Below are 24,639 nucleotides of genomic sequence, written 5' to 3' on the forward strand. Positions count from 1 at the left end.
CGGTTATTATGTTAAAATTTTTTAATAATTAAAAAGGCTTACAATGAAGGTACTTATATCACTTATACTAATGTTTACACTAGGTTTATCTGCACAGATAGATGAATTTGCAAACGAAGTTAATTATTCAAGAGACTACGCAAAAGCACTAGAAATTGCAAAAAAACAAAACAAGCTCATAATGTTTGTTGCTGTAGGAGATTACTGTCCTTGGTGTAAAAAATTTGAGAGAAAAACTCTTAACTCAAAAGAGATAAAAGAAAGAGTATCAGGTGAGTTTATTCCTCTCATCATAGATAGAGTAAGCGATAAAGGAACTTATCCCAAAGAATTTTACGCTCAAGTAGTTCCAACTGTTTTTTTCATAGATCCAAACACACAAAAGAGTCTTTTTGAATCTGTTGGATACATGAAACCAAGTGATTTTTCTGATGAACTAAACTCTGCAAAAACACTCTTTAAAAAGAGTAAATAATGAAAAGAATTATTCTTTTTTTACTTATAACTAGCTCACTTTTTGCTGATACATTTTACACACTAGATAATATAAAAAACCTTCGTATGTACACAACTACTAGTACTAACTTTTTAGGTAAGCAAAAGATAACTGAAATAGAAAATATTGCAAAAGAGAAACTCTTAAATGCTGGATTTATTTTTGATGGTAATGATTCTGCTACTTTTATGATAAAGATAGAAGCTATAGAGATACAAGAGTTACAAGCAATCTATGTAGAAATTGGTGTGGGTGAAGAGGTGAAAACTCTAAGAGATGGAGATATCTATAGTTTTGCTTTTACCTACTTAGCTAACGATCTTATAGAATCAGATGATCCATATATAGATATACTTGAATCTTTAGACTTTTTGATCTCTCAGTTTTTAGAGGCATATAAATTAGATAATGAGTAAACGAGTAGCCATTGTAGGCGGCGGCGCTTCTGGACTTTTATGTTCTATAGAGTGTGCAAAAGGTTCTTGTAAAGTTGATGTTTTTGAGCAAAATGATAAATGTGCTAAAAAAATTTTAGTCTCTGGAAATGGGCGATGTAACATCACAAACAAAAATCTTACAACTCATGACTTCTTTGGAGAAAATCCTCACTTTGTTAAGGATGCAATTGAAGGCTTTGGATATAAAGAGTTTACTAACTTTGCATCTAGCTTTGGTTTAATACTTAACACTCTAGATGATGGAAGAGCCTATCCACTAAGCAATGAGTCAAAGAGTGTAGCTTCACTTCTTACAACTTATGCTACAAATCTTGGTGTTAAGATCCACACAAACACTAAGATAAAAGATATAAAAGCACTTTTAAAAAATTACGATGCTGTGATAGTCGCCACTGGATCTAATGCAGCTGAGCATCTAGGTGGATGCGAAGATGGTTATGAGTTTGCAAAAGAATTTGGACATAAGATTGTCCAAACTTACCCCTCTCTTGTTCAACTTCATCTAACTTCTACTATAGCTCATAAGATGAGCGGAGTTAAAACTCTTGGCGAAGTTACACTCTTAGTAAATAATAAAAAAGACATAACAATTTGTGGGGACATATTATTTACAAACTATGGAGTCTCAGGTTTTGCTATTCTTGACATATCACAAAGGGCTAGTAAGGCTCTTTTGGAGTTTGCAAAGGTAGATATATCTATAAATTTGCTTCCATCATACAACGCTCAAAAGCTATCAACTCACATAGTAAACTTAAGCAAATCCTTGCCAGATCTAAGCGTTATTGAGATCTTAATAGGTCTTATTCCACTAAAGATTGCCCAAGCCATTATTCAAACACTTGAGATCTCTCAAATCACAAAAATAGACACAAAACTTAGTAAAAGAGTAGCAAACCAGATACTAAATTGGCGTTTTGAAGTCTCTAATACTCATGGTTTTCGCCATGCCGAAGTTAGTGGTGGTGGAGTTGATACTAGTGAAATAGATCCAAAAACATTCCAATCATTAAAGCAAAAAAATCTCTATTTTTGTGGAGAAGTTTTAGATATTGTAGGAAAACGTGGTGGTTATAATTTCGCTTTTGCATGGGCTAGTGGATATCTTTGTGCAAAAGATATAACAAAGTTAAGTTCTAGTAAAATTAGTTAAAAAAGGATTTTAAATGTCTATGAGTTTAATTATATTTATAGTAGTTGTCATAATCTTAGTTCTTATGTACAACTCTTTAGTTTCAAAGAAAAATCAAGTTGAAAATATCTTTGCATCTGTGGACGCTACTCTTAAGAAAAGATATGACCTTATACCAAACATAGTTGCATCTGTAAATGAGTATATGCAACATGAAAAAGGGCTTTTAAGTGAAGTTACAAAGCTTAGATCTGATGCAAATAAACCTAATATTAGTAATGAGCAAAAGATAGATCTAGATGCAAAAGTTAGCTCAGCACTTGGTTCTATTATGGTTGCAGTTGAGGACTATCCAGATCTTAAGGCAAATGAGAATGTTATGCATCTTCAAGCTACTTTAAATGAAGTAGAAGAGCAACTCTCAGCAGCTAGACGAGCTTACAATCAAGCTGTTACAGACTACAACAACGCTATTGAGATGTTGCCAACAAATTTTATGGCATCAGCTATGTCTTACAAACGAAAAGAACTCTTTAGTATTGTAGAGCAAGAGAGAAAAAATATAAATGTTAAAGAGCTTTTTAACTAAGTTACATGAAGACTAGATCAGAGCTTACAGATTTTTACTACAAAACACTCTACCCAACTTTAAAAGATTTAGACGAGAAGCGAAAGCATCTTCTATACAGAATTGCTGTAGTTGGTGTTTTGTTCTCTCTTGTTTTTCTTTTTATAATTCTCTCTTTAGTTCATAGTGTTGATTTCATAATCCTCGCTCTTTTTGCATATGTAGGAATTGGATCTTTTATATATAAGTTTCTTATTAAAGACTACACACTAGAGTTTAAACAAAATGTCATAAAACCACTCATAGAAGCCATAAGTAAAGACCTCTCTTACAACTGTCATCATCACATTCAAGAGCACCTCTTTAACCGTTCAGATCTCTTTAAAAAACCAGATAGAATAAGTGGTAATGACTATGTAGGAGGACTTATTAAAGGTACTAAAATAGAGTTTTCAGATATTCATGCAGAGGTTAAACATAAAAACTCTAAAAACAAAGAGAGCTGGAGTACGCTCTTTAGAGGACTTTTTATAGTCGCAGAATTTAACAAAAACTTCACTACAAAGACTCTAATACTTCCTGACACTGCTCAAAGTACATTTGGAGATCTCATAGGTGGTTGGTTGCAATCAAATAACTTTGCTAGAGATGAACTTGTAAGAATGGATGACAATGAGTTTGAGAGAGAATTTGTAGTCTACTCAAAAGATCAAATAGAAGCTAGATATATTCTCTCTCACTCTTTGATGAAAAAATTATTAACACTTAAAAAAAGATCTAAACATCCTATTTATGTCTCTTTTATTGGCAATCATATTCACATAGCCATAGAGTATAACAAGGATCTATTTGAGCCATCTATTTTCTATTCACTCTTAGAGTATAAGATAGCGATGGAGTATGTAGGCACTCTACACTTAGCTCTTGACATTGTAAATGAGTTAAAACTAAATGAAAAAATTTGGAGCAAATCATGAAAAATGAAAAAGACATAATACTACTAAGCATAAAAGATTTTCTATCGCCAAAGATGCTAAAGTACTCTTTAGCTCCTTTTCTTATTACTTTAATTTTAATGTATGTTTTGTTTTTTGTTGTAGCTGGAATGGGGGTGGATAGCTTGGCTACTATGCAAGTAGAGTCAACTCAAACTACTTTGCAAAATGGAATTCCACACACACAAAACACTACAACAACGCTCGAAGGTAGTTCCATTGTGGAGTATTTAATGAGTTTTGCTATTACTTCTTGGTTAATCACTTTTCTTATTTATGCAATTGGTGGGTTTTTAACTCTTTACATCTCAATTTTTATAGCTATTATTGTCATAGGATTTTTAACGCCATTTGTACTTCGTGAACTACAAAAGCGCCACTACCAAGATGTAGAGCTTATTGGCTTTTCTAACATTCTTGCAGATCTATTTTTAGCTATAAAATGGGCACTCATTATGTTGTTACTTTTTATAGTTTTAATCCCTTTTTATTTCATTCCCATAGTGAATTTAATAGCTATTAACATCCCCTTATATTACTTTTTTCATAAGATGTTAAAGTTTGATATTGCATCAAATATCTGTACAAAAGAAGAAAACAAAAAGATAAACTTATTTTTTTCTAGTAAATTAAGATTCAAAACACTAAGTTTATACCTTATTTCACTTATTCCATTTGCTATATTTTTTGGTGCTGTTTTATTTGTAATATATCTAGGACATACTTACTTTATAGAAGTAAAAAAACTTCGCGAGACTAATTAAGTCTCGTCATCTAGTTTATCTAACTCTTTTTGAACCATAGCTCTATATGCGTCATCTTTAGCGACTAAACCAGCTTCATATAAAAATTGAGATGCTATAAAGTTTTGTTTTTTTATCTTGTCATATCTTGCAAAACTCAGATACAAAATATCTTTTGCGCGAGTAACAGCCACATAAAAAAGTCGTCTCTCCTCTTCTAATGATCCGCCCCTTTGCATAAGTTTTCTATTTGGAAATCTTCCATCCATCAAGTCAATTATATAGACTTCTTTATACTCTAAACCTTTAGATGCATGAACACTTAAGAGATTGACACCCTCACCTTGTGTAAGATCTGATGAACCTAAAATCATAGCGTTTAAAAATCTATCATGTTCTCTATATGGTTTAGACAACTCTTCTAGAAGTGTCATTTTTCGTTCTATTTTTATAAGTGATTCACTCTTTTGTTTCTCGTCTATTGTGCCATCTTTTAGTTGTGCTCTTTTGTTTGAGAGCAGATCTGCTATATATTTAAAAATAGCCGATCCTGCTATCTTTTTTACAATAGTTCTAGGCTGTTTTATACCCTTTAGATCACGAAACAAAAGATAAAAATCATGCAAAAACATAGCACTATCTTTTGTAAGTTTTGGATGTTTGAGTATTGGATTTCTCATAAATTTTGCTTCAAATCCAAGTTTTGCAAATTTTCCCACAGCTCCTAGTTCTAAAAAATCGTCAAAAAGACCTAATTGGTGGTTTAATTTTCTCTTCTCAAAAGGGTTTTTAATAGACTCATCAGGAGCATAAAGACCATAAAATATACTTCCGTGCCCTAGAGTTTTTAGAGCTATATATATCTCCTTTGCCATAGCACTACCAATTCCACGAACAAACTCAAATAGATGGATAAAAGACATCATGTCAGATTCATTTACTAAAAGGGTATAAAAGTCTAAAACAGCTTTTACCTCTTTTGCATCAAAAAAACTCGTCCCACCTTTTCTTTTACAAGGAATGTCTAACTCTCGTAGTCCAACTTCAATACCATCAGCCGATGAATTATTTCTAAAGATAACAGCTATCTCTTCTCTTGGAGTTTGAGACTCTCTAATTTTTGCAGCTATAGCATGGTACTGGTCAAAAAGTTCATCATAAGCCAAAAGTGTCGGTGAGTGTGCACTTTGTAATCTTGTTACTTCAAGTTGCTTTGGATAGATTCTTTCATTGTATTGTATAACTTTAGTAGCAAGTGAAAGTATGGGCATTGTTGAACGATAATTTTTTGTTAGTGTATGAACTTTTGCACCATCAAATTTAGTCGTAAAAGAGCCAATGATTGATATATCTGCGCCATTAAAAGCGTAAATACTCTGATCATAATCTCCAACACAAAAGAGTGATGGTGGATTTATTGCATCTATAAGTGTACCTTGAAGTGCATTTGTGTCTTGGTACTCATCTACCAAAACCTCTTTATAGCCTAGCTCTTTAGTATTGCAAAGTTCTCTAAAATCTATTAACAGATCATTAAAGTTTACAAAGCCATACTCCTTTTTCAAAGCTTCAAACTCATCAACAATATCTGCATAGATCAGGGCAAAAAGCTCATGTTCAGGATACTTTTCTTTTACCCAGTCCTCAAAATGCATCTCAAGCTCTGTATTTTGATAAAAAGAGTAGAGATCATATAGATAATTTCCACCATAAGGAGTAACTTCTGCACCAATATGCTCAAATCTTCGTTTTTCAAAAACGCTTCTAAAAAGAGTCTTTAGCTCTCTTTGTTGTTTTAAAATAACTCTTGTTTGAGTCTTTTTGAGCCATCTATAACTAACTGCATGAAATGTCCCTGCTTCAATCTTTGTTGCAATCTCTTTTCCAAAATATTCTGCAACTCTACCAACCATCTCCTGAGCAGACTTGTTTGTAAAAGTAAGTAGTAAAATTTCTTGAGGTTTAATGTTATTTTTTAAAAGAAATGCTATTCTCCCAACTATTGTAGAAGTTTTTCCCGTTCCCGCTGATGCGATTATAAGATTTTGTGCATCTTGCGATGTTGCAGCACTGTATTGCTCTTGATTTAGACGGGATAATGGCAAGTTTTACCTTTTAGGTTGAAGTTAGAATGTGATTATACTCAGTAAAGCTTTGCATATTTTTATCTATGAACTTTTACTTTATACTTGTGTTTAAAATGTCGATGTGTTGTGTGAGCATTATTTAAATGTGTTATACTTATGGTCACAATTAACTATTTTAAGGCGACAATTTATGCATTCTAACAATGATACATTAAAAATTATTTCAAGTCAGACAAAAAGTTCTATAAATGAGATCTCAGTTGTAACGCCTAGTATGTATGCTGCCATTTTTTCAAAATTTGCAAGTGCACACAACACAGTTCTTGGTGACGATAATGAACTCGCTAAAAATCTACTTATAAGTGAATGTGCTCATTTAACAAATCTTCAAAATCAAGCTTCTAAAAGCGCTATGCAGTTAAGTGAATCTACTTCAAAAGCCATTAGTGCTATAAAAGAAAAAGATGAAAAACTTCTTCAAAATGTACTTCAAGAAACACAAAAACTCCGCCTAGAAATAGAAAAACTAAAAGAATCTGTATATAAAGATACTCTAACAAATGTACAAAATAGAAAGTGGTTAAACGACAACTATTTAAAAGATGATGCACAAAACTTCAAAGATAGTGGAACTTTAGCTATAGTTGACCTTAATTATTTTAAAGTTATAAATGATACTTTTGGTCACATTGTAGGTGATAAAGTTCTAATCTACATTGCGAGTGAGCTTAAAAAAACTAGATATAGCGTTGTTAGATATGGCGGCGATGAGTTTATAATAATGTTTAGTAAAAACATCTCGGCACAAAAAGCTAAAGAGATCTTAAATGAACTTAGAGAAAAGATACTCTCAAAAAAATTAAAAGCTCAAGAAGAATTATTTCAAGCAAGCTTCTCTTTTGGTGTGAGCGAATATGAAGCATCTCAAAATTTTTCAGATATTATAGAAAAGGCTGATAAAAATATGTATGAAGATAAGATGTTAATCAAACAAAGAGTTACTGGCATCTAAGAATAGCCTCACTTCTTTTTAGATATAATCGCAAAAAATCAAGATGATATTTAATCAACTTTAAGGCTAAAAAGATGCAAGATGGCTACAAACCACAAGAGATAGAAAACAAATATTATAAAATATGTGAAGATAGAGAATACTTTGAAGTAGATGGTAACTCTGCCATTCAGCAAGATGATAAAACATTCTCTATAATGATGCCTCCCCCAAATGTTACAGGTCGCTTGCACATCGGTCACGCACTTACATTTACACTTCAAGATATTATCACTAGATATAAAAGAATGGATGGCTATAAAACTCTTTGGCAACCAGGAACAGATCACGCGGGAATTGCAACTCAAAATGTAGTTGAAAAACAACTCCTAGAAGAGGGAACTACCAAAGAAGAGCTGGGTCGTGAAGCATTTTTAGAGCGTGCTTGGAAGTGGAAAGAAGAGTCAGCTGGCATTATGACAGATCAACTCCGTAAAATGGGAGTAACTCCTGCATGGAAGCGTGAGAGATTTACAATGGACGCTGGACTTCAAAAGTCAGTTAAAGAAGCCTTTGTTCATCTTTACAACGATGGTTTAATCATCCGCGGAAACTATATGGTCAACTGGTGTACACACGATGGAGCACTAAGCGATATAGAAGTTGAACATGAAGATCATGACGGTAAGTTTTACCATATAAAGTACCCTTTTGCTGATGGGAGTGGTTCTGTTGAAGTTGCAACTACAAGACCTGAGACATACTTTGGAGACACGGCTGTAATGGTTCATCCTGATGATGAGCGCTATAAAGATCTAGTAGGTAAAAAAATTCGTCTTCCACTACTTCAAAGAGAGGTAGCTATCATCGCTGATGAGCATGTTGATATGGAGTTTGGAACTGGTGTTGTAAAAGTAACACCAGCGCATGACCAAAATGACTACGAAGTTGGAAAGCGTCATGACTTAGAGTTCATTACTGTTTTTGATGAAAAAGGAATACTTAACGATTACGCTGAAGAGTTTAAAGGCTTAGAGCGTATGGAGGCTCGTGATATTATCGTTAAAAGGCTTGATGAAGAGGGTTATATAGTAAAGATAGAAGATCACAAACATCAAGTTGGACATTGCTATAGATGTAAAAATATTGTTGAACCTTATATCTCAAAACAGTGGTTTGTAAGAAAAGAAGTAGCCGCAAAGTCAATCGAGAAAACAAACAGTGGCGAAGCTAAGTTTTTCCCACCACACTGGATCAACTCTTACAACGCTTGGATGGGAGAGTTAAGAGATTGGTGTATCTCTCGCCAACTTTGGTGGGGGCATCAGATCCCTGTCTTTTATTGTGATGATTGTGAGCATGAGTTTGCATCTTTAAAGGATAATCCTGAGACTTGCTCTAAGTGTGCATCAAAGTCTATAACTCAAGATCCAGATGTACTAGATACTTGGTTTAGTTCTGCTCTTTGGCCTTTTTCTACACTAGGCTGGGGAAATGGCGACACAGAGATGGACAAACTTTTTCAATCAGATGATATGAAAGAGTTCTATCCAAATTCACTTCTCATTACTGGCTTTGATATCCTCTTTTTCTGGGTAGCTAGAATGATGATGATGGGCGAGAGCTTTAATAAAGAACTTCCCTTTAACCATATCTACCTTCACGCCCTAGTTCGTGATGAACATGGCAATAAAATGAGTAAATCAAGAGGAAATGTCATAGATCCTCTTCATACTATTGAAAAATATTCTGCTGATATTTTAAGATTTACTCTAGCTATCTCTGCTGCTCAAGGTCGTGATATTAGAATGAGTGAAGAAAAACTTGAACTAAACCGTAACTTCACAAACAAACTCTACAACGCTTCAAAATATCTTCAAATGAATGTAGAAACATTTCCTGATATGAAAGGCTTCTGTATTGAGAGTAATCTTGGACGCTATATGGTGTCAAGACTAAACCTTGCTACAAAAGAGGTTAGAGCTGCTCTTGATGAATATAAGTTTAACGATGCAGCTAGTGTTATGTATAGATTTTTATGGAATGAATTTTGTGACTGGGGAATAGAACTTAGTAAAGCTGATAAAGGATCTATTGTAGAGCTTGGAGCTATCTTTAAAGAAGCTATGAAACTCCTACACCCTTTTATGCCCTTTATCACAGAGCATCTATATCACGAGCTCTCAGGAACTACGCTAGAAAACTCTGACTCTATTATGATCTCTGCCTATCCTACTAAGACTAAACAGAGAAAAGAAGAAAAGAAGTTTGAGATAATAATGGATGCAATAGTCTCTATAAGAAGAGCAAAAGTTCTTGTAGATCTAGCAAATCAAAAAATACCAAAGGCTTATGTAAAAATCGACGACATCTCAGATAGAGACAAAGAGATGATGTTACCGTTTATACTAAGACTTGCAAAAGTTGATGTAGTAGAGTTCTGTGATCAAAGAATAGAAGATGCTGTGAGTGATATATCTGACAGTTGTGAAACTTTTATTCCAACTGGGAGTATAGATCTAACTCCAATCATCTCTAAGCTTACAAAGCAAGATGAAAAGCTGCAAAAAGAGATAGATAAACTAAGTTCAATGTTAAATAATGAAAGATTTGTCTCAAATGCTCCACAAGATGTTTTAGATAAAAACCGCGAAGCACTAAGTGATGCTACTCTTAAACAAAAGAAAGTAAAAGAACAATTAGACTCTCTTAAATCTTAAGAGAGTTAGAGAGTTATTTTTTAGGGATATATACTAAAACATCGCATTTTAAGCTTTGCATTAAACTTGATGCTGTTGAGCCATAAAGAAATGCACCTGTGTTATTTACACCATTTGATCCTAAAACAACTAGATCATTGGAATTTTTAGCTATATATTTTGTGAGAGCATTTGTTACTCCTACTCTATCTTCTATAAGCCCTGCTTTTTCTATTTTATTTTCTTTTACAAATTTATCAAACTTTTCTTGTTCATGCTTTTGTATCTCTTGTTCTATCTCATCTCTATTTTCATAATCATCGTGGTATCTAAAAGCTATCTCACTCATTTTTTTGTAAGCATAAACACACTTTATACTCTCTTGATGGAAGAACTCTTGAGCAAAGAATAAGCTCTTTTTAGATACTTCTGAGAGATCTGTAAAAGCTACTATATTTTTATATGCTTCACTAGAGTTGCATTTTACTATAAGAAGTGGAAGGTTACTTTTTTGTGCGATATTATGTGCTGTTGAGCCAAGTATTGTAGTTGTAAAGTCTTTTTTCTCATTTGCCCCTATGATAATCATACAAGCATCTTTTTTCTTTGCTACATCCATAACAAAGACAGATGGCTTAGCTTTTTCTACGTTTATAGTGTAAGTTAAACCTTGTGTATTAACACCCTCTAGTTCTTTTTCTATACCCTTTATAGCACTGAGTTTTAATTTTTCTATCTTTGTATCTTTAATAAAATTACCAAAAAAACCAGTATCTATAGCATGAGCTATAGTAACTTTTGAGTCATTTCTCTTAGCTACTAAAAAAGCTCTATTTAAAACTTCTTTTGCATTGTTTGAAATGTCTAGTCCAACTACTATATCACTAAAATTTTCCATTCTTTTACACTCCATTATTTTTATTTCTATTGTAGCACATTTAGTACAAATAGAGCTTATTAATTAGTACCTACTTAACCTTGATACGGCAATATTATTGCTTTTTAATCCCGTTTAACAACTACAAAGCTCTCAGGACTAATAGACTTATACTTTGGCATACTTTGACCGATGTTTGAGTTTATATATGTGGGATCTGCTACTATAAACTTTTTCTGGTTTGCCTCTATACTATCGCCACTCATTGGAACATAAAGGGCTGTAGCCATATGATCCTTATACTTTACACCTAAGACACTTATTCCAAAAAGCTCTTTTACAAGATATGAAAAAAGTGTGGCTCTATCTTCACAATCAGACTTTTCATAGTAAAGAGTTTCAGCTGCAAACATAACTTTTTCTCTTTGAAATTGTTCTTGATCTGTCTCATATATAAAAGATTTTTGTACAAAATGAAGCACAAAATTCATAGCATCACTAGCACTCATACCATCCACATGCTTTTTTATATCTTTTGCGATAGAAGTATAAGTTCTCTCATCTAGTGGAGCGTTAAAAAAAGTCTCATAATCAGCTTGTGGGTAGGTAGCCATAAAATCCATAAGATTTTGGTTGTACTCGTAAGAAAGTGTATAGTTTTTAGAGTAATTTTCAAAATTAAGCGTTTTAGATTTAAAATTTGGATTAAATTTTGGTAGAGTTTTTAGTTCCAAATCAAGAGGCTTTGTAGCATCTGGATAGTCTTGTTTGTAGGAGTAAAGTCTTCCAACTCCTCCTTTGGCATAGTTTGATATGACATAGTACTTTTTGTTATCAAAGTTATAGTTTGGAGTAGCATAGATGATTTTTTTAGAGTAGTGCATCAAAATAATATGATTGTTAGCTAGTCCAACTTTAACTGCATATCCAAGCTTGTTAAATATAAACCAACTCAACAGGTTTGAGTCATCTTTATTTGAAAAAACTTGCTTTGAGATCTCTTTAACAAGCAAGTAAATACCCCAATCATTCAGATTCATCTCATTTGACACTTGTTTTATATCTTTAACTAAATTATCATAATCACTCGAAGCACAACTATTAAAAAAGCTTAGTATTCCATCTTTATTTTGTGGATAAAATTTAGCACTTTTCATGTCTTTTGCCATATCAAAAGAGAGATAAGTTCCAAAAAAATCAAAGTTTATATCTTTTTTAACTATCTCTTGTTTTTTTGGTTCTTCTGCTTTTTCTTTTACAACTACCTTAGGTTCTTGTTTATCTTCTTTTTTTTCATCTTCTTTATAGATTATAAAATCTTGTGTAGGCTTTATCTCTATGTTGATTTTTGGACCAACACTCTTTGGTTTTTCAAGCTTTGCATCTGGGATTGATTTTGGCTTTGGTTTTTCATAAAGAGGCTCTCCTATATAAACATTATAGGCTTCCCATTGCTTTTTTAGATGTTTGTTAAAAGCGTTATCTCTTTCATCTTTATATTTTGAAAATGCTTCTGTTTGAGTTCTTTTAAAGTCCTCAAAGCTCCCTGCTCCAAGGAGAGGTAGAGTTAGTATAAAAAACGATACTAGTAGGCTAAAATGGCCAAGCGGCTTGTATAATTTTGGTTCCCCATCCTTGTTTCGTTGCACGGTCTATATCTCCTTGAGTTTGGTAAAGAATCTTAGCTTCGCTCATTTGAGCTGAATCTATTTTGTTGTGTTGGTCTATATCGTATGGACGGATAACGCCACTTATCTGTATGATCTGTTTTTGATCATCAACTAATATCTCTCTTTTTCCTGAGATATAGTAGTTTCCATTTTGCATAACTTTAACTATTCTAGCTGTAACAGTAGTTGTAAAAGAAGCATTTTTTGTTGCACTTCCACTTCCCGCAAAATCATTACTTGAAGTTCCAGCAAAACCTATGTTTGTAAGCCCATTTAATTTATTTGCATAAGAACTAACAGCTGAATTATCACCTCCAGCTACAAATGTGCCACCACCTAAGTTTGAGTTATCTACTTTACTAAGATCTTTGGCCCCACTCGATGAACTATTTGCATTTTCAGATATTACAACTCTTACTATGTCGTTAACATGCATAGCTTTATGGTCTGAAAATAGAGGGTTATCTCCTTGACCAAATATACTCCCTACTGAGACATAGTCTTGTTTATCTTCTTTTGCCGGCATCTGCTCTACATACGCAGGTGGTGCGAAGTCTATCTCTGGCTCTGTAAGGTTTGCTGTACAACCAGTTAAAAAAAGTATAGCATAAGTAGGCATTAAGAATATTAAAATTTGTTTTATCATAAGTGGTCTCTTTTAGGTAGTGTATTTTGCTATAATACTAGCAAAAACAGTTCCAAAGGATAGTTATGACTCTAAGAGAAAATATAAATCAAGATTTAAAAGATGCTATGAAAGCAAAAGATACAAAAAAAAGAGATGCACTGCGTCTTTTAATGAGTGCTTTTAAGCAGATAGAAGTTGATGAGAGAAAAGAGTTAAGTGACGAAGATATTATAAAAATCATTCAATCACAAGTAAAAAGAAGAAACGACTCAGCCTCGCAGTATAAAGATGCAAATAGAGAAGATCTGATGCAGATAGAACTAGATGAGATAGAGTATTATACAACTTACTTACCAGTACAATTAAGCGATGAAGAGCTAGCAAACAAGCTTAAAGATATCATCACTAAAATAGGTGCATCAACTATAAAAGATATGGGAAAAGTTATGGGAGTAGCCTCAAAAGAATTAAGTGGCACAGCTGATGGAAAAAGAATAAATGAGTGCGTAAAGAGTCTCTTAGGCTAGTCTTCTAAGCCTCGGCAAACCTTCTTACACCTCTCATGAGGTGTAACTAATTATTATACTTTTTAACCAAACTTAAGCTTCCTTAGAGCAGCTTCTTCATCATCTTCACGCATTAAAGACTCGCCTACAAGAAAAGCATCTACTCCTGCTTTACTTAGATCTTCTAATTGACCGTGTTCATATATTCCGCTCTCTGCTACGATGATTTTACCATTTGGAATCATCGGTATAAGTTCGTAAGATAGATTCATATTCATCTCAAAAGTTTGTAGATTTCTATGATTGATCCCGATAATATCACTTCCTGCATAGATAGCTTTCACCAAGTCAGTTTTATCATGAACCTCTACTAAAGCTTCCATACCTAGGTGTCTTGTATATGCTAAAAGCTCTTTTAGTTCGCCCTTACTAAGAGCTGCAGCGATAAGCAAGATAAAGTCAGCTCCATGAACCATAGCTTCTAAAATTTGGTACTTAGAAACTATAAAATCTTTTCTTAAAAGTGGGATACCAACATATCTTCTAATACCGCCTAAATAATCAAGTGAGCCTTGAAAAAAGTGAGGTTCAGTAAGCACAGAAATAGCACTAGCCCCGCCTCTCTCATACGCTTGAGCAATGGCTAGTGGATCAAAATTTTCTCGTATAACACCCTTAGATGGAGAGGCTTTTTTAACTTCTGAAATTATTCTATATGGATCTTCTTGCGTTGCCTTTAAAAATGGAAACACATCTCGTGGAGCTCTTGCATTAAAGGCGAGGGAGCGACCTAACCAATCAAGAGAGAATTCTTTTTCTCTTTTTATTAAATCCTCTTTTGTTTTTTTAATAATATCATCTAAAATCATCTCTTCTTTTTTCCCTTTTCTTGTTTGTCTTTACATTTTTTTATAGCTTCAAAGTGTTTGACAACTTCTATATCATCTCCACCCTCAAGTTTTACAACTTTTGAGATAATTTTATAAGCTCTTGTACAATTTCCAAGCTTGTAGTATCCCCAAGCTAAAGAGTCGAGGTAATAAGCCGAGTTTGGCTCTATTTTCAGGGCTTCTTTTACATAAGCCATTCCCTCTTTTATATCAATAGAGTGGTCTATTAAGAGATATCCTAGATAGTTTAAATATAAGGCTTTTTTATCCACAGCTAGTGCTTCTTTTAATTTATCTACAACCGAAGAGAGCATCTTTTTGTTATTTTTATCTTTATGACCCTCATATTCAAAGATTGCACTTTGCGCTAAGTAGTTTAAATCGCCTCTCTCTTCATAAAGTTTTTTTGCTAGATCTGCTGCTTGAGAATAGTTTTTAGAGTTTATATAGACTTGCAATAACAGATCATCATCAACTCCACTATCTTGTAAAAAGCTCATAAGTTTTACATAATCTTTCTTATATACATAGATCTGAACTATTTTTTTTGCTATGTCATCATTTTTTTCTAGTTTATAAAATCTAAGATATATTGATAAAAGCCCATCAATATTGTTTTCATTTGAGTAAAACCCTATAAGTCTTGTACAAATTATTTTAGAGCAACCATGCATTCTTGCATGAGTCTCTAGTTGTGCTATTGCATCTCTGTTTCTTTGTAAATTTACATATAAAATTATAGACATCTTATCAAGAATTTTTTCATTATAGTCTTTAGTGTAAGCACTCTCAAGATATTTTAATGCTGTGTCATATTTTTTTTGTTTTACATATATTTCACTAACTAAAATATAGTCATCAACCTCTTTTGACTTCTCAACTAGTGCGAGAGAGAGCACCCTAGCCTCTTCTAGTTTTTCATCACCTATAAGAGCTATAATTTTCATTCTTATAAGTTTAAAATCATTTATCTCCTGCCCTATTTGAGCATCTACCCTCTCTATAACTCTCTCATATTTTTGTGCATAAAGATCATTTTGAAGTGATGCATAAAGATACTCTTTTTTGTTTGATTTTTCATATAAAGTGCTAAATATACTTGAAGCTTCATCGTGTTGTTTTAGCTCTTCTGCTCTTAGAGCAAAGAGTATAAAAGCATCTTCTTCTTCAAAAACTTTCTCACTAGGGTTAACTTCTACATCTTCAAATTTCGCAAAACAACCGCTAAATAGCAGTATCAAAGATAGAGATAAAATTATTCTAATCATCATCACTTCCTAATATTATTCCCGGGCATTCGAGTTGAAGTTCATCCAACCTTGTCTTAAAATAGTCCCAAAATGGAAAGGTTCTACATTGAATTGGACGAGCTTCATAGACTCCGCATCCATTTGTTGTTCTGTCATAAAATATACATTCATACGAGTCATCTATTTTTCTCTCTTTTATAGAGTATTTAAAACCTTCTCTATAAAGATATTCTGCTACAAAATCTCTAGTATTTATATTTAAAAAATTGCTAATTTCTTCTATTTCACTCTTATTTACATAGATATATCCACTCTCACCAGTACAACATCTGCCACCACAAGTAAAACAAGCAGATGAATCAAAAGTATAAGAAAATCCCTCTTTTTTCATTAAAGATGACATTTTACACTCTTTGTTGATGCTTTTTTATATATTTCTTTTACCTCTTGTGTAAACTCTTCACCATCAAAGCTTACCATTGGTTTTTGAATATTCATAAGCGATGAAGAGCCATTTCTTACGTGTATCATTACTAAAGAAGCTCCCTTATCTATTTTTGGATGAACAAAACGAACATTAACTGCTCTTAATTTAAAACGTTCCAACTCAGCACAGATAAGTCCAAATTGAGATGCATCATAACAAAAAATGAAATGAGCTCTAGGTTTTAAAAGTTGTGAGACCTTTTTAAAAAAATCTCTCAACGGTAAGTTGATATTATACCTTGCATTAAATAACATATCATTTTTACTTACAGAGATATTATCACTATAAAATGGAGGATTTGAAATAATGTAGTCATATTTTTTCTCATCCTCAAAATCTAAAAAATCTTTTTTATGGATCTTGTAATCGATTTTGTTTACTCTTGCGTTGTTAGTTGCATACTCCACAAATGCTTCTTGCTTCTCTATGGCTTCAAGCATAACTTTTGGATTATCTCTTGCAACTAAAAGCCCTACAATACCGCAGCCCGCACCCACATCTAATACTCTACCTTTTGGATTAAAGGAGCTGATAAAGTCATATAAAAATATAGAATCACTATTGTAGCAGTAGCCAACTTCAGGTTGGTAAAGTAACATCTACACCCTTTTTTTAGTATAATTGTGAAATTATACCCAATAAGCGAAATAGTTCTTCGCACAAGGAAAAAAACAATGATTATAATACCTGCACGATTGGCATCTACTAGATTTCCACAAAAAGTTCTAGCTGATATTGGCGGTTTGCCTATGGTTGTTAGGACTGCAAAGAGAGTTGAGCATCTAGATCGAGTTGTTGTCGCTGCAGATGATGAGTTAATAGTAAAAGTTTGCAAAGAGCATAACATTGAAGCAAAGCTTACTTCTACAACGCACAAAAGCGGAACAGACCGTATCAATGAGTGTGCAAATATTTTAAACCTTAATGATGATGAGATTATCATAAATGTTCAAGCTGATGAGCCTTTTATTGAGCCAGAAGTTGTAGCGTCATTGATATCAAAACTCAAAGAGTTACAGAAAAATGATGAAAATTTTATCATGGGGAGTTGCTTTAATGCGATTAACGCGGAATCTGCAAAAGATCCAAACTTAGTAAAAGTAGTCCTTGACGATGCAAACAACGCTATTTACTTCTCAAGATCTCTTATCCCCTATAACCGAAGTGGTAGAGCTACATATTTTGGACACATAGGGATCTACGGATTTAGCAAAAAAAGTTTAAAAGAGTTTTGTAACTTAAGCGATGCCCCTATAGAAGATATAGAAGGATTAGAACAACTTCGTGCAATCTACCATCAAAAGAAGATAACAATGTTAAAAGTTTCAAGTACAGGATTTGGGATAGATACTCCAGAAGACTTAGCAAGAGCTATAGAGATATTTCTCTAGGCTTTTTTGATAGTTGAGTGCTCTGAAGAATTAGCAAACTAGATCCTGAATCAAGTTCAGGATGACGGTTTTTCATTCAGGATGACAGTTTTTCATTCAAGATGGCAGTTTTCATTCAGGATGACACCACTCCGTCATTCCGTGCTTGACACGGAATCTAGTTTATAGATTAATCAGAAGGTTCGGTCATCTTGTTGTTTGATTGCTTTGTGTGAGTGAGTTTAAAAGTTTAAACCTCTTAAAAAAGAGGTCTAAAAGGAGTTTGATTAGATATTGTCTCTAATACCTAGATCTTCTACTAGTTTCATATAAGCATCTTTATTTTTCTTTTTAAAATACTTCATTAAACGACGACGTTGACCAACTAATTTTAGTAGTCCTAATCTTGATGCATGATCTTTTTTAAACGATTTTAAGTGCTCTGTTAGTTCACTAATTCTTGCTGTTAAAAGTGCGATTTGAACTTCACTTGAACCTGTGTCACTCTCTGAGCGACCGAATTTTGTTACAATTTCTTGTTTTTTAGCCGAATCTAAAGCCATAATAGCCTCCTGATGGGTATAATAATCTAACATCTACACTAAAATAGTGCAAAGTTGAAGCGAAATTATATCTTACCTACATTAAAGTAGGTTTAGGTTGACCAAATTCATAACCTTGAGAACTCTTAATACCCAACTCTTTTACCTTTTTAAAGACCTCATTATTTTCAACATACTCAGCTATAACTTCTATCTGCATTCTATTTGCAAAGTCAACTATAACTTTTGTAATAATTTCAGAGTTTTTATTATGTACTATCTCTTTTATAATAGAACCATCTATCTTAATAAAGTCAGCTTCAAGGCGCATAAGATATTCAAAGTTGGAATAACCTGTTCCAAAATCATCAATAGCTATCCTACAACCAAATAGCTTTACTTTTTTTATAAATTTTTGTATCTCATAAAAATTCTCTATACTCTCAGACTCAACTATTTCAAAAATAACTCTACTAGAGATATTATAAATAGCCAACATTTCTAAAATGTACTCACTTATCTCTTTATCTAAAATATCATCTATACTCAAGTTTATAGAAAAGTCAAAATCATTCTCTCTAAACATTTCAAAACTCTTTTGGACAACAATTTTTGTTAATTGTTTATATAACTTAGCTTTTTTTGCTATGTCTAAGAAAAAGTATGGAGTGATTACATTTCCATGTTCATCTATAAGTCTAATGAGTGATTCATATTTGTTTATCTTTAAAGTGTTGTTATCTACAATAGGCTGATAATAGAGAGCTATTCTATCATTTTTTATGGCATCTTTTATTCTCTTAGTCCAAAGCATATTGTTCTCATACTCATCATCTAAACTCATGCTTTTATCATAAACAATGAGATCTTTTGCTTCTCTTCTTGCGATCTTTAACGCCATATCTGCTGTAACATGAAGATTCTCTTTTTCTTCAAAAGATATACTCAGAGTTGCACTAAGTTCTATTGTCTCCCCTTGAACTTGATATGTGTGAGAATTTATAAACTTAACAATAGTTTGAGCTTTTTGCACAACTGAGTGAGCTTGCATACCACTAGCTAAAATTGCAAATTCATCTCCACTAACTCTGTAAACTTTTAAGTTATCTTTTGCTTCACACAATTCTTTTAGTTTTTTGGCAAACTCTACTAAGACATTATCACCAAGTTCATGTCCATAAAAGTCATTTATCTGAGAAAAACTATCTATGTTTACTAAGATTAAAGATAGGTTTTTAGCATTTGCACTCTCTTGTTTTAGTGCATTTCTATTTCCTAGTTTTGTAAGCGAATCCGTGTTTGCCAAGAGTTCAAGTTTATTTTTTTGCTCTATTAACTCTGTTACATCATGTCTAATTGAGATGTACTCTTTAATTTCTCCACTTGCATCTGTAATTGGTGCTATTGTTGCATCAACCCAGTAAAAAGAGCCATCTTTTTTTACATTTCTAAGTCTACCGTGCCATGTTCCTTTTTTGATCGTAGCTCTCCACAATCTTTGATGCACAGCATTTGAGAGAGTTCTACCTCTTAAAATATTATGATTTTGACCTATGATTTCATCGGAGGTATATCCACTTATTTCACAAAAATTTTCATTTAGATAGCTAATATTTCCATTTAAATCAGTTTTTGAGACTATTAAGTTGCTATCTATTGCATCTTTATAGCTCTCCAAAAATGAGAGTGAGTTTTTAAGCTCTTTAGTTCTATCTACTAGCTCTTCTTCTAGCTCTCTTTGTAAGCTTGAGAAGTATCTTATAAAATAATAAGCTATAACAGAGATCACAATTACTAGCACTAAGTCATAAAGAAGTGAGCCAAAAAACTGTTTATTTATAATCTGCTCTACATGTTTTATGGGTACTTTTATACTTAAAACTCCTCGTATCTCACCAAGTTTATAGTCATATGCATTATCATATACATCTGAAATAAACTTAGGAGCTTTTGATTTTTCCCCATGACAACTTAGGCATTTTTTCTCAATTTTTAAAGGTGTTGCATATTGGTAAAACTCATCTTCTCTCTCAAAATACTCTTCTTCATTGGAGTTCTTTTTAAAATATTCTATGGCTTTTAGTTCGTATGGATCAGCTTGGTTTTTGGAGTTTCTTGCTCTATCACTAACAGTTTTCATCTCAATATGGAGTTTATTTTTTTTTGAAAAGTTCTCTGAAATCTCAACTGCTGAATATGCAGGTAATCCTGCAAGTGTTTTTTCATTTAAATGGATAACATCTCTTAGGTATAAGTCTTGGTAGTAGTCTCTATGAGTTAGATATAGTGAATCAATAAGCTTTGCCTGTTGGGAGATAAACTCTTCAACACTAGCTTTGTTTTCAAAATAGTTTACAGTCACTCTAGCAAGTGCTATAATTAAAAACATAATAGGAATGATTATTATTAATTTTTTTGATATTATTTTAAATGACATGGGGACATTATACTGACTTTTAAATTTATCAAACTTAAATTATATTCAATTTTTTTGGATATAATCTCTTTCAATATTATCTCAATTCATAAAGCAAATTAAATGTTAATAACTCGTGCAAGCGAATACGCAATACTATCTCTACTCGTTTTATCAAAAGCCTCCTCTCCTGTGGATAGTGAAACTCTCTCCAAACAATTATCGATCCCTAAAAGTTTTTTAGCAAAAATCCTACAAGCTCTAGCTAAAAAGGGTATTTTAAGGTCTTACAAAGGCGTAAATGGCGGATTTATGCTAAACAGAGAGGCTAAGGACATAAATATGCTAGAGATAATGAGTGCAGTAGAGGGAAAAGCCCCAACTGTTTTTGATTGTTCACCATCTGTAAAAGATTGTCCAAGTGATAAGGCTCAACTCTGTTCTATTTGGCCTTTTTTAAACAAATTACAAGGCAAGATTGACACATTTTTAGCTGACTTATCTCTTGATGACATTTTAGAGTAGTATTTTGGCAAGAAGAAAACTTACCACAAGAGAGCAGATTGGAACAGCACTAAACTTTCTAATCGGTCAAAGAGATTTAAGTGTCGTTGTTTTTGTAATGGCAATACTTGCCATTATCATTGTTCCCCTTCCATCTGGGCTTTTAGATGTACTTCTTACTATCTCGATGGCTTTGGCTGTTTTGATTTTACTTATCTCGCTATATGTTCCAAAACCAACAGATCTAACAACATTTCCAACGCTTATACTTATTCTAACCCTTTTTAGGCTCTCTTTAAACATTGCTACAACTAGGATGATTTTAAGCCACGGCCATGAAGGACCTGATCAAGTCAGTAGCATAATAACGAGTTTTGGAGACTTTGTTGTTGGTGGAAACTTTGTCATAGGTATTATAGTTTTCTCTATTTTAGTTCTTATTAACTTTATGGTTATTACTAAAGGTTCTACAAGAGTTGCAGAGGTTGCAGCTCGTTTTACACTTGACTCGATGCCAGGTAAACAGATGGCAGTTGATGCAGATCTCAATGCTGGGCTTATTGATGATGCAGAAGCTAAAAATCGTCGTGCAGAGATCTTACAAGATGCTAACTTTTATGGAGCAATGGATGGATCTAGTAAGTTTGTAAAAGGTGACGCAGTTGCTGGTATTGTTATCACTCTTATCAACATTATCGGTGGATTTCTTATAGGTGTTTTTCAATACAATATGAGTGTATCAGATAGTGCTTCTACTTTTACACTTCTTACTATCGGTGATGGTTTAGTTGGACAAATCCCAGCTCTTATAATCTCTACTGCAACAGGTATCATGATAACTCGTTCTTCTGGCGATGGTGATAACTTTGCAGAGGGAACAATAAACCAGATGATGGGGAACTCAAAGATCCTTATGATAGTTGGGTTTATCATGATTCTTTTTGCACTAGTTCCTGGACTTCCTACTGCTTCTATGGGCTTTGTGGGTATCTTGTTTGCCCTTCTTGGCTGGTCTATATATAAGTTTGAAAAAGGAGAGTTAAGTATCCTTGATGTGCAGAAGATTCTCTCACCAAAAGCACAAGAAGAAGAAGATAAAAAAGCAGGTGAGACTAAACCTAAAAAGACAAATGAAGAGATAGCAAAAGAAGAAGAGGCAGCACTTGAAGATATTTTAAAAGTGGAGATGCTAGAGCTTACCTTAGGTTATCAACTCATTAGGTTAGCAGATAGCTCTCAAGGAGGAGATCTCTTAGAGAGAATTCGTTCTATGAGAAGAAAAATAGCGGCAGATTTTGGCTTTTTAATGCCTCAGGTTCGTATCCGTGACAACCTTCATCTAGAGCCAGAAGGATATCAGATCCTACTAAAGGGGATCTCTATAGGAGAAGGTTCTATAAAGCCAGATAAATTTTTAGCGATGGACAGCGGAATGGCTACTGGTGATATTGAGGGAGAGGCTACAAAAGAGCCAGCTTTTGGTCTTGATGCACTTTGGATAAACCCTGATCAAAAAGAAGATGCCATTATAAATGGCTATACAGTCGTAGATCCAGCCACTGTTATCTCAACACATATGAGTGAACTTGTGAAGAAAAATGCACAAGATATGCTCACTCGTCAAGAGGTTCAAACTCTTATAGACAAGATAAAAGTAGATTTCCCTGTTATTATCGATGATGTTTTAAAAGTTGCTTCTATTGGATTAATTCAAAGAGTTTTAAAAGCTCTTTTACATGAAAAAATACCTCTAAAAGATATGCTTAGCATCTTAGAGACTATCGCTGATATTGCAGAGTACACAAAAAATGTTGAACTTATAACTGAGCAGGTCCGCTCAAAACTCTCTCGCATCATCACGCAGATGTATTCAGGCGAGGATGGAGTTATAAGGCTGCTTACCTTTGACACAAACTCTGAGCAGATGATGCTTGAAAAATCACAAGAGAAAGATGGCATAAGAAACTTAATGCTGAGCGTTGGAGAGATAAACCAACTCATACAAGCTACTAGTGCAAAAGCACATGAACTACTGCAAAAAGGCATCTCACCTGTTGTCATCATTGTAGATCCTCAACTTCGCCGAGGAGTTGCTGAAATATTTGAACGATTTTCTTTAGATGTAGTCACTCTCTCTCATGCCGAGATAGATTCTAGTGCTACTTTTGAAGTTATGGGTTCCATATCAATCCAAGTATAGATAAATAGTGTTATAATAAATCCCAAGGAAAATAATGAATAATAAAACAATCCACCATCTCTCACACATTGATCTAGACGGCTATAGTTGCCAACTAGTTATGAAGTTTACTCCATACAAAATCTTCAACTACAACGCTAACTATGGAGCAGAAGTTAGACAAAAACTTGAACTTATACTAGAAAATATATCTAAAGAAAATGTTCCTGCAATGATCCTTATCACAGATCTCAACTTGACATTTGATGAATCAAGATGGCTTAATAGCGAAGTAAAAAAGATGAATGATGATAAAAATAACATCAAACTTGTTTTGCTTGACCATCACGGAAGTGGAGAAGATAGTGCTAACAAATATGAGTGGTATTATCTTGATACTTCAAGATGCGCTACAAAAATAACTTATGATTATGTACAAGAAAATTTTGAATATGATGAACCAAAATGGATGAACAAGTTTGTAAATACTGTTAATGCTGTGGATCTATGGAAACAAGAAGAAGTAGAAAATTTTGAGTTTGGTAAAGTATGTATGCGTCTTGTAACTGAGAGTAGAGAGTTAAATAGAGTTATGTTTGCTGATGATGACAACAACTATAAACTCTCACTTTTATTAGAATCCACTAAATATTTAGATGAGCCAAATGCTCCAATACTTTTAGATGAGAAGATTCACCAATTAAAAAAAGAATTTTTTATGCGTGAGAGTGACAACACGCTTGATAACTTAGCTACAAAACATATAGTTGAGCTTTTAGGTAGTGTAAGAGATGAAAAAACGATCTATTACAAAGGTTATAGAGGCTTCTTAAGCTATGGAGTTGGAAACACCTCTATCATAGGAAATGGCTTCTTGCTAGCTTATCCTGAGTATGATTTTATAGTTGATGTAAGTTATAGAGGAACAATGAGTCTTAGAGCTAACAACAATGTGAGTGTTTCTTTGATCTCTAAAGAGTGGGCAAATGGCGGTGGACATCCAAATGCTGCAGGTGGTAGAATCATAGGCTTTAAAGAGCAATATCGCTACGACAGAGTTAAAAAACAAATAGAAAAAATCATTAACGACAAAGAAGCAGTTGCAGGTGAGCTAGAGTATAAAAAAGAGGACTAATCTATAATTCGAATCC

The 24,639-nt window shown here is 33.3% G+C and carries 23 protein-coding genes; 13 read left to right on the forward strand and 10 right to left on the reverse strand.

All coding sequences use genetic code 11. From position 1 onward, the window contains the following. Positions 1-43: 43 nt before the first annotated feature. From M0Q24_RS03245 to M0Q24_RS03270, 6 genes are read left to right on the forward strand one after another with little or no spacing between them, the layout of a single operon-like run. A complete protein-coding gene (locus M0Q24_RS03245; protein ID WP_295047188.1) occupies positions 44-475 on the forward strand; it encodes a thioredoxin family protein in 432 nt (143 codons plus the stop codon). Then, on the forward strand, positions 475-912 hold the full coding sequence (locus M0Q24_RS03250) for a hypothetical protein (protein WP_295047191.1): 438 nt from the start codon (positions 475-477) through the stop codon (positions 910-912). The genes M0Q24_RS03245 and M0Q24_RS03250 overlap by 1 nt, the downstream gene beginning before the upstream one ends. Beyond that, entirely contained in the window at positions 905-2,107 is a 1,203-nt protein-coding gene (locus M0Q24_RS03255) for an NAD(P)/FAD-dependent oxidoreductase (RefSeq protein WP_295047194.1), read from the forward strand. Before M0Q24_RS03250 ends, M0Q24_RS03255 begins: the two co-directional genes overlap by 8 nt. A gap of 13 nt (positions 2,108-2,120) precedes the next feature. After that, positions 2,121-2,675: a LemA family protein gene (locus M0Q24_RS03260; protein ID WP_295047197.1), complete on the forward strand. Its 555-nt coding sequence runs from the start codon at positions 2,121-2,123 to the stop codon at positions 2,673-2,675. 5 nt (positions 2,676-2,680) lie between these two features. Continuing rightward, positions 2,681-3,631, forward strand: coding sequence for a DUF3137 domain-containing protein (locus M0Q24_RS03265; protein WP_295047200.1), 951 nt, complete (start codon positions 2,681-2,683; stop codon positions 3,629-3,631). Continuing rightward, complete coding sequence (locus M0Q24_RS03270) at positions 3,628-4,413, forward strand: EI24 domain-containing protein (protein WP_295047203.1); 786 nt, start codon at positions 3,628-3,630, stop codon at positions 4,411-4,413. Before M0Q24_RS03265 ends, M0Q24_RS03270 begins: the two co-directional genes overlap by 4 nt. Here the strand turns inward: M0Q24_RS03270 and M0Q24_RS03275 are convergent. After that, positions 4,410-6,497: an ATP-dependent helicase gene (locus M0Q24_RS03275; RefSeq protein ID WP_295047206.1), complete on the reverse strand. Its 2,088-nt coding sequence runs from the start codon at positions 6,495-6,497 to the stop codon at positions 4,410-4,412. The two genes, M0Q24_RS03270 and M0Q24_RS03275, sit on opposite strands and share 4 nt — an antisense overlap. Positions 6,498-6,669: 172 nt before the next feature. Between M0Q24_RS03275 and M0Q24_RS03280 the strand changes: the two genes are divergently transcribed. Then, positions 6,670-7,491 carry a GGDEF domain-containing protein gene (locus M0Q24_RS03280; RefSeq protein ID WP_295047208.1) on the forward strand — a complete coding sequence of 274 codons (822 nt, stop codon included), beginning with the start codon at positions 6,670-6,672 and terminating at the stop codon, positions 7,489-7,491. 74 nt (positions 7,492-7,565) lie between these two features. After that, a complete protein-coding gene (locus M0Q24_RS03285) occupies positions 7,566-10,190 on the forward strand; it encodes a valine--tRNA ligase (protein WP_295047211.1) in 2,625 nt (874 codons plus the stop codon). A 13-nt stretch (positions 10,191-10,203) separates the two neighbouring features. Here the strand turns inward: M0Q24_RS03285 and M0Q24_RS03290 are convergent, their stop codons facing one another. The 3 genes from M0Q24_RS03290 to flgH all read right to left on the reverse strand — a co-directional run bounded on the left by M0Q24_RS03290 (position 10,204) and on the right by flgH (position 13,362). Next, a complete protein-coding gene (locus M0Q24_RS03290; protein ID WP_295047213.1) occupies positions 10,204-11,067 on the reverse strand; it encodes a universal stress protein in 864 nt (287 codons plus the stop codon). A 104-nt stretch (positions 11,068-11,171) separates the two neighbouring features. Beyond that, complete coding sequence (locus tag M0Q24_RS03295) at positions 11,172-12,695, reverse strand: hypothetical protein (protein WP_295047216.1); 1,524 nt, start codon at positions 12,693-12,695, stop codon at positions 11,172-11,174. Then, positions 12,640-13,362, reverse strand: a complete 723-nt coding sequence (gene flgH / locus M0Q24_RS03300) for a flagellar basal body L-ring protein FlgH (protein WP_295047219.1) — start codon at positions 13,360-13,362, stop codon at positions 12,640-12,642. The genes M0Q24_RS03295 and flgH overlap by 56 nt, the downstream gene beginning before the upstream one ends. A 65-nt stretch (positions 13,363-13,427) precedes the next feature. Between flgH and M0Q24_RS03305 the strand changes: the two genes are divergently transcribed. After that, on the forward strand, positions 13,428-13,871 hold the full coding sequence (locus M0Q24_RS03305) for a GatB/YqeY domain-containing protein (RefSeq protein ID WP_295047222.1): 444 nt from the start codon (positions 13,428-13,430) through the stop codon (positions 13,869-13,871). Between the two features lie 62 nt (positions 13,872-13,933). On the opposite strand, the gene trpC is transcribed toward M0Q24_RS03305, so the two are convergent. The 4 genes from trpC to M0Q24_RS03325 are packed head-to-tail and all read right to left on the reverse strand — an operon-like array spanning position 13,934 to position 17,076. Continuing rightward, positions 13,934-14,719, reverse strand: a complete 786-nt coding sequence (gene trpC, locus M0Q24_RS03310; RefSeq protein ID WP_295047225.1) for an indole-3-glycerol phosphate synthase TrpC — start codon at positions 14,717-14,719, stop codon at positions 13,934-13,936. Then, positions 14,716-16,008 (reverse strand): hypothetical protein, encoded by a 1,293-nt coding sequence (locus M0Q24_RS03315; protein WP_295047228.1) that lies wholly within the window; start codon positions 16,006-16,008, stop codon positions 14,716-14,718. The genes trpC and M0Q24_RS03315 overlap by 4 nt, the downstream gene beginning before the upstream one ends. Beyond that, entirely contained in the window at positions 16,001-16,393 is a 393-nt protein-coding gene (locus M0Q24_RS03320; RefSeq protein WP_295047231.1) for a YkgJ family cysteine cluster protein, read from the reverse strand. Before M0Q24_RS03320 ends, M0Q24_RS03315 begins: the two co-directional genes overlap by 8 nt. Further along, positions 16,381-17,076, reverse strand: coding sequence for a methyltransferase (locus M0Q24_RS03325; protein ID WP_295047234.1), 696 nt, complete (start codon positions 17,074-17,076; stop codon positions 16,381-16,383). The genes M0Q24_RS03320 and M0Q24_RS03325 overlap by 13 nt, the downstream gene beginning before the upstream one ends. Before the next feature lie 75 nt (positions 17,077-17,151). Between M0Q24_RS03325 and kdsB the strand changes: the two genes are divergently transcribed. Further along, entirely contained in the window at positions 17,152-17,868 is a 717-nt protein-coding gene (gene kdsB, locus M0Q24_RS03330; protein WP_295047237.1) for a 3-deoxy-manno-octulosonate cytidylyltransferase, read from the forward strand. 266 nt (positions 17,869-18,134) lie between these two features. Here kdsB and rpsO read toward each other — a convergent pair whose 3' ends face one another. Further along, positions 18,135-18,410 carry a 30S ribosomal protein S15 gene (rpsO, locus tag M0Q24_RS03335; protein WP_295047240.1) on the reverse strand — a complete coding sequence of 92 codons (276 nt, stop codon included), beginning with the start codon at positions 18,408-18,410 and terminating at the stop codon, positions 18,135-18,137. Between the two features lie 76 nt (positions 18,411-18,486). After that, the gene (locus M0Q24_RS03340; protein WP_295047243.1) at positions 18,487-20,778 is read right to left on the reverse strand and encodes an EAL domain-containing protein; all 2,292 of its coding nucleotides are present in this window, start codon (positions 20,776-20,778) and stop codon (positions 18,487-18,489) included. Positions 20,779-20,928: 150 nt separating this feature from the next. Here M0Q24_RS03340 and M0Q24_RS03345 point away from each other — a divergent pair, with 150 nt between their 5' ends. The 3 genes from M0Q24_RS03345 to M0Q24_RS03355 are packed head-to-tail and all read left to right on the forward strand — an operon-like array spanning position 20,929 to position 24,623. Further along, on the forward strand, positions 20,929-21,330 hold the full coding sequence (locus M0Q24_RS03345) for an Rrf2 family transcriptional regulator (RefSeq protein ID WP_295047246.1): 402 nt from the start codon (positions 20,929-20,931) through the stop codon (positions 21,328-21,330). A 37-nt stretch (positions 21,331-21,367) separates the two neighbouring features. Next, on the forward strand, positions 21,368-23,509 hold the full coding sequence (gene flhA, locus M0Q24_RS03350) for a flagellar biosynthesis protein FlhA (protein WP_295047280.1): 2,142 nt from the start codon (positions 21,368-21,370) through the stop codon (positions 23,507-23,509). Between the two features lie 34 nt (positions 23,510-23,543). Next, positions 23,544-24,623, forward strand: a complete 1,080-nt coding sequence (locus M0Q24_RS03355; RefSeq protein ID WP_295047248.1) for a phosphoesterase — start codon at positions 23,544-23,546, stop codon at positions 24,621-24,623. Positions 24,624-24,639: the final 16 nt, after the last annotated feature.

This window comes from Sulfurimonas sp., from assembly GCF_023228785.1.
Classification (GTDB): domain Bacteria; phylum Campylobacterota; class Campylobacteria; order Campylobacterales; family Sulfurimonadaceae; genus Sulfurimonas.